We start from the raw sequence: 8685 nt of genomic DNA on the forward strand, positions 1-8685 counted from the left end.
GGCGCGGGCCGGCCGTCCCGGTCGGCGCCTCCACGGCGGGGCCTCAGCCGGGGGCGGCGGTCATCTCGCCCAGCAGCCGCTGCAGCTCCCGCGCGGCGCGCGGCGGGGAGACGTCGCCGCGGTGGGCCACCGACACCGTGCGGTGCAGCCCCGGGGCGGTGAACGGGGTGACGCGCAGCCCGGAGCGGTCGGCGGCGGTCCGCGGGACCACCGCCACGCCGAGCCCCACGCCGACCATCGCCAGCACCGCGTCCATCTCCCCGCCCTCCACCGCCAGCTCGGGTTCGAACCCGGCCGCCCGGCAGGCGCCGAGGGTCAGTTCCCGCAGGTCGTAGCCGTGGCGGAACATCACCATCGGCAGGGTGCGCAGGTCCGCCACGCGCAGTTCCGTGCCGGGTACGGGCCCGGGCCCGTCGGGCGCCGAGACGACCACCAGGTCCTCACGGAACAGCTCGCGGGCGACCAGTGCCGGTCCGCGCGGCGCCGGCGGCGCGATCACCAGCGCCAGGTCCAGCGCCCCCACACCCAGCTCGCGCACCAGGTCCTGCGAGCCGCCCTCGGTGATGTGCAGCTCGACTCCCGGGTAGCGGTCGTGGAAGGTGCGCAGCAGCTGCGGGACCAGCCCCACGCACAGGCTCGGGGTCGCGCCGAGCCGTACCCGGCCCCGGCGCAGCAGCGCCACCTCCTGCACCTCCCGCCGCGCGGTGTCCGCGTCGGCGAGGATGCGCCGGGCCAGCGGGAGCAGGGTCTGCCCGGCGTCGGTCAGCGTCACGTGCCCGCGCGCCCGGTGGAACAGCTCGGTGCCGAGCTCGCGCTCCAACGCCTTGATCTGCTGCGACAACGAGGGCTGCGCCACGTGCTCGCGCTCCGCCGCGCGGGTGAAATGCCGGGTGTCGGCGACGGCGGCGAAGTAGCGGAGCTGGTGGAGCTGCATGCCCGCCAGCCTAGCGCTCCATAGGCATCACCTATCGAGCGAAGCGTTTCTATGTCTTGGACGGATGTATCACCGGTCACTACCGTTCCCGACATGGCACTGGCGACCCGGCACAAACCGCCCGCAGCGGCGGAGAGCAGCCCCTCCGTAGTGCGCCTGCTCTGGCGCTCGACCATCGGCAAGAAGGCCGTGATGGCGGTGACCGGCCTGGTCATGCTCGCCTACCTGGTCGCTCACATGCTCGGCAACCTGAAGATCTTCTTCGGGCCCGACGACTTCAACGGCTACGCCCACTGGCTGCGGACCGTCGGCGAACCCGCCCTCGGGTACGAGTGGCTGCTCTGGGTGGTGCGGGTGGTGCTGCTCGCCGCGGTGGTCCTCCACGGCGTCGCCGCCTACCAGCTCAGCCGCCGGGACATCGCCGCCCGGCCCGTCGGCTACGCCCACCGCGGCGGCGCACGGCGCCGGTCCTCGTTCGCGACCCGCACCATGCGCTGGGGCGGCGTCATCCTGGCGCTGTTCATCGTCTGGCACATCCTGGACCTCACCACCCTGACGGTGAACCCCAACGCCGAGGCCGGCCACCCCTACGAGAACGTCGTGGCCTCGTTCTCCACCTGGTACGGCAACACCATCTACATCGTCGCGATGCTCGCCCTCGGACTGCACCTGCGCCACGGCTTCGACGCGGCGGCCCGCAGCCTCGGCGTCACCAGCGCCCGCGCCGCCCGCGGGCTGCGCGCCGGCGCCAACACCCTGGCCCTGGTGCTGACCGTCGGCTTCCTGGCCGTGCCCTTCGCCGTCATGACGGGAGTCGTGAGCTGATCATGCAGGACACCACCGCCGACCCCGCGGACGCGGGCTGGACCACCGGCGAACCGCTGGCCGACACCCGTGCCCCCGAGGGCCCCGTCGCCGAGCGCTGGGAACGCCGCAAGTTCACCGCCAAGCTCGTCAACCCCGCCAACCGCCGCGCCCGCACGGTGATCGTCGTCGGCACCGGGCTGGCGGGCGGCGCAGCCGGCGCCACCCTCGCGGAACAGGGCTACCACGTCGTCCAGTTCTGCTACCAGGACTCCCCGCGCCGCGCCCACTCGATCGCCGCGCAGGGCGGCATCAACGCGGCGAAGAACTACCGCAACGACGGCGACTCGGTGCGCAGGCTCTTCCAGGACACCGTGAAGGGCGGCGACTTCCGCTCCCGGGAGTCCAACGTCCACCGGCTCGCCGAGGTCTCCACCCAGATCATCGACCAGTGCGTCGCCCAGGGCGTGCCGTTCGCCCGCGAGTACGGCGGCCTCCTCGACACCCGCTCGTTCGGCGGCGTGCAGGTCTCCCGCACCTTCTACGCCCGCGGCCAGACCGGACAGCAGCTGCTGCTCGGCGCCTACCAGGCGCTCTCCCGGCAGATCGCCGCCGGCCGTGTCGAGATGCACGAGCGGACCGAGATGCTCGACCTGCTGGTGGTCGACGGCCGGGCCCGGGGGATCGTCGCCCGCGACCTGGTGACCGGCAGCATCGACACCTATCTCGCCGACGCCGTCGTCCTCGCCACCGGCGGTTACGGCAACGTCTTCCACCTCTCCACCAACGCCAAGAACTCCAACGCCACCGCCATCTGGCGCGCCCACCGCCGCGGCGCGCTGTTCGCCAACCCCTGCTTCACCCAGATCCATCCCACCTGCATCCCGCGCGCCGGCGACCACCAGTCCAAGCTCACCCTGATGAGCGAGTCGCTGCGCAACGACGGCCGCATCTGGGTGCCGCGGACCGCCGGCGACCACCGGCCGCCCCAGGAGATCCCCGAGGACGAGCGGGACTACTACCTGGAGCGCGCCTACCCGGCCTTCGGCAACCTGGTGCCGCGCGACATCGCCTCCCGCGCCGCGAAGAACGTCTGCGACGAGGGCAGGGGAGTGGGCCCGGGCGGACAGGGCGTCTACCTCGACTTCACCGACGCCATCGAGCGGCTCGGCCGCGCCGCGGTGGAGCAGAAGTACGGCAACCTCTTCGAGATGTACGAGCGCATCACCGACGAGAGCCCGTACGAGACGCCGATGCGCATCTACCCCGCCATCCACTACACGATGGGCGGGCTGTGGGTCGACTACGACCTCCAGACCACCGTCCCCGGCCTGTTCGCCATCGGGGAGGCGAACTTCTCCGACCACGGCGCCAACCGGCTCGGCGCCTCCGCGCTGATGCAGGGGCTGGCCGATGGCTACTTCATCCTGCCGTCGACCCTCGGCGACTACCTCGCCACCCTCCCGCGCGACCTGACCCCGCGCAGCGAACTCGGCCCCGACCACCCGGTGGTGCGCGAGGTCGTCGGCGAGGTCACCAACCGGCTCCACGCCCTGCTGGTCAACCCCGGCGACCGCAGCCCGGAGTCGTTCCAGAAGCAGCTCGGCGAGGTGCTGTGGGAGCACTGCGGCATGGCCCGTGACGCGGCCGGACTCCGCCGGGCGCTCAGCGAGATCCCCCGGCTGCGGGAGGAGTTCTGGAACCGCATCCGGGTCCCCGGCAGCGGCGAGGCGCTCAACCAGTCCTTGGAGAAGGCCCACCGCGTCTCCGACTACCTCGAACTCGCCGAGCTGATGTGCCGCGACGCGCTGCACCGCGAGGAGTCCTGCGGCGGGCACTTCCGCACCGAGAGCCAGACGGAGGGCGGCGAGGCCGAGCGTGACGACTCGCGGTTCCAGTACGTCGCCGCCTGGGAGTTCACGGGCGAGGGCAAACCACCGGTGCTGCACCGTGAGGAGCTGGAGTTCCAGGACGTGCTGCCCAGCCGCCGGAGCTACGCGTGAGGACGCGTCACACACCGCACCGCCGCCCGACGCCGGGCGGCCACCACCCCACGGACAAGGGACGGAACGCATCATGAACGCGCCGCACACCGACACCGGAAGCACCGCCGCCGCGGCACCCGTCGGCGCCGCGGGCGAGGCCCCCGCGCCGGCCGCGGCCGACGGCGACATGGCGCTGACGCTGCGGATCTGGCGGCAGGCCGGGCCCGAGGAGCCGGGCGCGATGACGACCTACCGGATCAGCGGCATCTCGCCGGACATGTCCTTCCTCGACATGCTGGACACCCTCAACGAGCAGCTCATCGCCGAGGGGGACGAGCCGGTCGCCTTCGACCACGACTGCCGCGAGGGCATCTGCGGCGCCTGCGGCGTGGTCATCAACGGCGACGCCCACGGGCCGCAGCCCACCACCACCTGCCAGCTGCACATGCGGCACTTCGACGACGGCGACACCATCGACGTCGAGCCCTGGCGCGCCTCGGCGTTCCCCGTCATCCGGGACCTGGTCGTGGACCGGGGTTCGCTGGACCGGATCATCGGCTCCGGCGGCTACATCACCGCACCCACCGGCAGCGCACCCGAGGCCCACGCCACCGCGGTGCCCAAGGCGGCCGCCGACGACGCCTTCGCCCACGCCGAGTGCATCGGCTGCGGCGCGTGCGTCGCCGCCTGCCCCAACGGCGCCGCCATGCTGTTCACCGCGGCCAAGGTGGTGCACCTCAACGTCCTGCCGCAGGGCGCGCCGGAGCGGGAGGGCCGGGTCCTCGACATGGTCGACGCCATGGACGAGGAGGGGTTCGGCGGCTGCACCCAGGTCGGCGCCTGCGCGACGGCCTGCCCCAAGGGCATCCCGTTCCAGTCGATCGCCGACATGAACCGCGAGTACCTGCGCGCCGTCCGCAAGGGCGGCCGCGGCTGAGACCGCCGACGTGCCCCGGTGATTCCGGCGGGGCAGGCGGGTCCCGACGGGGTGTTCCGTAATCGAACATCGGTGGACGCCCCGGGGTGCGCCGGGGCGCGTGACGGTCGCTCAGCAGCCGTCACGACCAGCGGTTCTGTCAGTGGTCGCCACTAGAATGGGGAGTGTTCGAAAGGGTTCGCGACGTCTTCAGGAGGACGCCGATGGCCGTTGTCGTACAGTCCGCTCCGACCGCTCCCCTCACCGCCCCGCACCCGACCCCGGGCACCGCCGCCTGCGCGCCGCCGGCACGTCGCCGACCGCTGCCGCCGGGGCAGCCCCGCGCCTGGTACGAGTCGCACAACCGGCGACTGAAGGCCCTCCGGCTGGCGACGGCCCTGCTCGCCGACGGGGTTTACCACCCGACGCAGGCGACCGACCGACGGATACGCGCCATGGCCCTGCGCATCGGGGTCCACGCGCCCTCCGACACCACCTGCCGCCAGGTGCGCGTGCTGATGCTGCACTGACGCGGCGGGGCCGGCCGGGGCGGCACGCCCCGACCGGCCCTCTCCGGCGCCGTCCCCGTCCCGGGGCGCCCGTCAGTCCACCGCCCAGACCAGCTCGTCGTCCCGCATCTCCCAGCGGACCTCGGTCACGTCGACGTCCTCGGGGACCAGGAACGTCCGGCAGTCGGGGTAGGTGTCGCCCGGCTCGGTCGCGCCCCCGTGCATCGGGGAGCCGTCGCACCCCTCCGGCATCCCGAAGTCGTTGACGCCGCGGATGTTGGTGCCGCGCTCGCCGTCGGCCAGGTACATCCGGAGGTAGGTGGGCTCGGACGGCAGGAACCAGGTCAGCTCGCCCTCCTCGTGCGTGTACGTCGTGTGGACGTGCACCGGACGCTGCCCCTCGGTGTCGATGTTGGACAGCAGCTCCGGGTCGATGTCGGCGGCCTCCCCGACGTGCACCTTGTCCACCGTCATGGTGAAGACCGCGACCTCGTCGTCGGCGGCGTAATAGGTCACGGGGTGGCTGGTCTCGCCTATCGCGAAGGTCGTGACGGTCGGGCCGTCGCCGTCCCCGCCGCCCGCGTCCCCCGTCGCGTCCGTCTCCGTCCCGGTCTCCTCGTCCGCGTCCGCGTCCTCGCCGTCGGTCTCGGTGCCGCTGCCGGTCTCGGAGCGGTCGGTGCCGCCGCCGGCGTCGTCCGTACCGCCGCCGGAGTCCCCACCGCAGGCGGTGAGGGCCAGCGAGAGCGCGGCGACGGGAAGTGCTGCCGTGAGCCAGGTGGTGCTGCGGGCCATGGGGCGGTTCTCTCCTCGGTCGGGCGGATGCGGCGTCGGTCATGCGCCGCGTCGTCCGAGCAGGGAAACGCCTGGCGCTGCCGCAGCGGTTGCGCCACGCCGCGTCCGTGACCGGGCTGCGACAAACCCGCAGGTGGAGTGCGCTTTTCGCCCTCCGGTGACCGAATTGCGCAGGGAGTGCGTGGTGGCGCGGCCGTACGGGTCGGCCGCGCCCGGTGCCACCGCCCCCGTCAGCCGCCGGGGACGGCGATCGGCTCGTACCCGATGCGGTGCGGTCCCGGCGCGGGCCCACCGTCCGCGTCCGTCGCCAACTCGGCGGCGATCTCCGGCGGCATCACCGCCGGGTCCAGCAGCCCGCCGACCACCTGCACCGTCAGCGCGTGCCACAGCGCGGCGCGCCGCAGCATCGCGTGGTCGCTCCCGGGGATGCACACCCCGCAGGCGCGGCCACCCGCCCGGCGGGCGCGCGCCACGGCCAGCCAGGAGCCGCGCGGGTCGGTCATCCGGTCCCGGTCGCTGTGCAGCATCACGATCCGCCGGTCGGCCACCTGCTCCACCGGGTCCTCGGGCGGCAGCCACGCCGCCAACCCCACCACGCCCCGTACCGCGTGGTGACCGGCGGCCCACAGCGCGGCCCGGCCGCCCATGGAGTGCCCGACCAGCACCACGGGCAGGTCGCCGAACTCCGCGACCAGGCTGTCCAGCGCGGCCACTGCGTCGCGGGCCGCGTCGGCCCGCGGCGGGTTCCACCCGCGGTGCCGGTACCGCACCCCGGCGACGACGGTGTCGGGCAGCCCGCGGCGCAACGCCCGGGCGAAGGGCCGCATCCGCTGCCCCGGCAGGTTCCAGAAGGGCGGCGCCTCGGGCCCGGTCTCCCGCCCGCCGTGCAGCAGCAGCACGGCGCCGCGCGGCTGGTCCGGTCGCCGGTGGACCACCGGGGGGTGCGGTTCCACGGATCTCCCTCGTTCGTCCGGCCGGTCGCCCCGGGCGGGGCACGGCGTTCGCGGCGGACGTGCCCGGTGGAGGGGAAGACACGGGCACGCCCACCCACTCATGGTTCGGCGCCGCGCCGCACCCGGACGGGTCCGGCGGCGGGATTTCTCGTTCCGGTGCCGGCGCCGGCACCGGCACCGGCACGGACGGGCACGGACGGGCCGCGCCGCCACCGGTGCCGGGCTCCTCGGCACGCCGAGGCCCGTCCCGCCCCGCCGGGGGCGCCGACGGGCCGCGGCAGCGCACAACGTGTCGTCAGCGGCTCCCGCGGCAGCGGCGCGACCCCGACGGGCCCGCGCCCCTGCCGCCCGGTGTGCGGAGCAGCCCGATCACGGAGAGCGCGCCCCAGCCGACACTCACCGCCACCGCCGGCGCCCGGCGCCACGGCGGCAGGGTCGCGCCGAGGAGCAGCGCGTCACCGAAGTCGGAGGCGATCCGCGCGGCGGTCGCCGTGGCCAGGGCGGGGCCCGTCGGTGCGAGCACCATCGCCGTTCCGATGGCGGCGTCCCGCAGGCCGATCGGCCGCAGCGAGGTCGCCGTCTCCTTGGCGACCTCCCCGAAGCCGTCGGTGAGACCGGAGGGGCGGGCCAGGTACTCGGGTCGGGCGGCGACGGCCAGCCCGTACACGGCGGTGGCGGCGCCCACGGCCCTCAGAAATCGCGCGTCCATGCAGTCTCCTCGGCTCGGGTGGGTCGGTACCGGGGGCCCGACCGGCGTCCAGTATGCGGCGACTACCCAGCCCGGCGCCGGGCAAGAGCACCCGGTCGGGGAGGGTGGGAGGGCGCGCCGACCCGTTCGGCGCTGCCGGGTACCGCGGAGCGCGCGGGTGCCGGCGGGGCTACAGCTCCAGCCGGAGATAGCTGCGGTCGTCGTAGCTCTCGTTGCCGGGAGCGACGCCCTTGGTCCCGGCAAGGCCGTCGATGCAGAGCGGGTCGTCGGCCAGCAGGATCTTCAGGTGCCGTTCGGACTCCGAGAGCGTGCCGAGCAGCTCCGGGTAGCCGTCACTGCCGATGATCAGCTCGTGCACCCCGGCGGGCAGCGTGGTCACCCGGATCAGCGCGTCCGGGACGCGCCGGCCGTCGAGGGTGCCGTACGCGAGTTCACCGGCCTGTCGAGGGTCCGCGTTGGCGAAGTGGACCTGCCGCGTCAGCAGCGGCATGATCGCCGCGCGCCCCGGGTCCTCGGCGGCCAGCTCGTCGGCGGAGGTGCCGCGCAGCAGCTCGGCGCGGAGCACCGCGGCGCGCATCTCCACGTTGATGCGGTCGACCTTCTTCTGCCCCTGCGGCGCCGGCGCGCCCGGGAAGCTGAAGCCGACGTCGCCGATCTGCCAGATCTCGCGGCGGGCGCGGGAGAAGAGCGTCACGGCCGCCGAGGGCCGGTCCAGCTCCGGCAACCCGTCGGGGAGCGCCTCCGCCACCGCCGACGTCAGCCGGTCCACCGCCTCCCGGGCGGTGGCGCCCGGCGGCAGGCCGAGCGCGGCGTCCTTGAGTGTGAGCATCACGAACCGTCCGCCGGAGACCCCGGCGAACCGCCGTCCCGTCTTGTCGGTGGCGCCGTCGACCACCCCGGCGTAGTGGTCGCCGAGGACGATGCCGTCCTCGCCGCCCTCGGGGCTGCCGTTCTTGGCCACCGTCGAACTCTCGACGACCCTCATGCACCCCAGGGTCTCATCCGCGGCACGAATCGGACAGCCCCGGAACAACAGCGCGGATCACCGCCCGCCCCGCCGCCCTCCCCGGACGGCGGGGCGGC

9 protein-coding genes are annotated in these 8685 nt (G+C 74.2%); 4 read left to right on the top strand and 5 right to left on the bottom strand.

The window, feature by feature from the left end:
* Positions 1–43: 43 nt before the first annotated feature.
* Positions 44–934, bottom strand: coding sequence for a LysR family transcriptional regulator (locus tag HCN56_RS20830; protein WP_167973403.1), 891 nt, complete (start codon positions 932–934; stop codon positions 44–46).
* Between the two features lie 93 nt (positions 935–1027).
* Here HCN56_RS20830 and HCN56_RS20835 point away from each other — a divergent pair, with 93 nt between their 5' ends.
* The 4 genes from HCN56_RS20835 to HCN56_RS20850 all read left to right on the top strand — a co-directional run bounded on the left by HCN56_RS20835 (position 1028) and on the right by HCN56_RS20850 (position 5169).
* A complete protein-coding gene (locus HCN56_RS20835) occupies positions 1028–1759 on the top strand; it encodes a succinate dehydrogenase cytochrome b subunit (RefSeq protein ID WP_167973405.1) in 732 nt (243 codons plus the stop codon).
* A 2-nt stretch (positions 1760–1761) separates the two neighbouring features.
* Entirely contained in the window at positions 1762–3741 is a 1980-nt protein-coding gene (locus HCN56_RS20840) for a fumarate reductase/succinate dehydrogenase flavoprotein subunit (RefSeq protein WP_167973407.1), read from the top strand.
* 169 nt (positions 3742–3910) lie between these two features.
* Positions 3911–4660, top strand: coding sequence for a succinate dehydrogenase/fumarate reductase iron-sulfur subunit (locus HCN56_RS20845; RefSeq protein ID WP_167973417.1), 750 nt, complete (start codon positions 3911–3913; stop codon positions 4658–4660).
* Positions 4661–4863: 203 nt separating this feature from the next.
* A complete protein-coding gene (locus HCN56_RS20850; protein WP_245246817.1) occupies positions 4864–5169 on the top strand; it encodes a hypothetical protein in 306 nt (101 codons plus the stop codon).
* Between the two features lie 72 nt (positions 5170–5241).
* On the opposite strand, the gene HCN56_RS20855 is transcribed toward HCN56_RS20850, so the two are convergent.
* The 4 genes from HCN56_RS20855 to HCN56_RS20870 form a co-directional block, all read right to left on the bottom strand.
* Complete coding sequence (locus HCN56_RS20855) at positions 5242–5940, bottom strand: hypothetical protein (protein ID WP_167973409.1); 699 nt, start codon at positions 5938–5940, stop codon at positions 5242–5244.
* Between the two features lie 230 nt (positions 5941–6170).
* Complete coding sequence (locus HCN56_RS20860) at positions 6171–6893, bottom strand: alpha/beta hydrolase (RefSeq protein ID WP_312871331.1); 723 nt, start codon at positions 6891–6893, stop codon at positions 6171–6173.
* A 295-nt stretch (positions 6894–7188) separates the two neighbouring features.
* A complete protein-coding gene (locus HCN56_RS20865) occupies positions 7189–7602 on the bottom strand; it encodes a hypothetical protein (protein WP_167973413.1) in 414 nt (137 codons plus the stop codon).
* A 169-nt stretch (positions 7603–7771) separates the two neighbouring features.
* Entirely contained in the window at positions 7772–8587 is an 816-nt protein-coding gene (locus HCN56_RS20870) for a hypothetical protein (protein WP_167973415.1), read from the bottom strand.
* Positions 8588–8685 lie beyond the last annotated feature (98 nt).

This window comes from Streptomyces lonarensis (assembly GCF_012033735.1).
Lineage (GTDB): Bacteria > Actinomycetota > Actinomycetes > Streptomycetales > Streptomycetaceae > Streptomyces > Streptomyces lonarensis.

Coding starts and splice junctions, on each gene's coding strand:
- HCN56_RS20845 (WP_167973417.1), top strand. CDS start 3,911: ATGGCGCTGACGCTGCGGATCTGGCGGCAGGCCGGGCCCGAGGAGCCG.
- HCN56_RS20870 (WP_167973415.1), bottom strand. CDS start 8,587: ATGAGGGTCGTCGAGAGTTCGACGGTGGCCAAGAACGGCAGCCCCGAG.
- HCN56_RS20850 (WP_245246817.1), top strand. CDS start 4,864: ATGGCCGTTGTCGTACAGTCCGCTCCGACCGCTCCCCTCACCGCCCCG.
- HCN56_RS20865 (WP_167973413.1), bottom strand. CDS start 7,602: ATGGACGCGCGATTTCTGAGGGCCGTGGGCGCCGCCACCGCCGTGTAC.
- HCN56_RS20830 (WP_167973403.1), bottom strand. CDS start 934: ATGCAGCTCCACCAGCTCCGCTACTTCGCCGCCGTCGCCGACACCCGG.
- HCN56_RS20835 (WP_167973405.1), top strand. CDS start 1,028: ATGGCACTGGCGACCCGGCACAAACCGCCCGCAGCGGCGGAGAGCAGC.
- HCN56_RS20840 (WP_167973407.1), top strand. CDS start 1,762: ATGCAGGACACCACCGCCGACCCCGCGGACGCGGGCTGGACCACCGGC.
- HCN56_RS20855 (WP_167973409.1), bottom strand. CDS start 5,940: ATGGCCCGCAGCACCACCTGGCTCACGGCAGCACTTCCCGTCGCCGCG.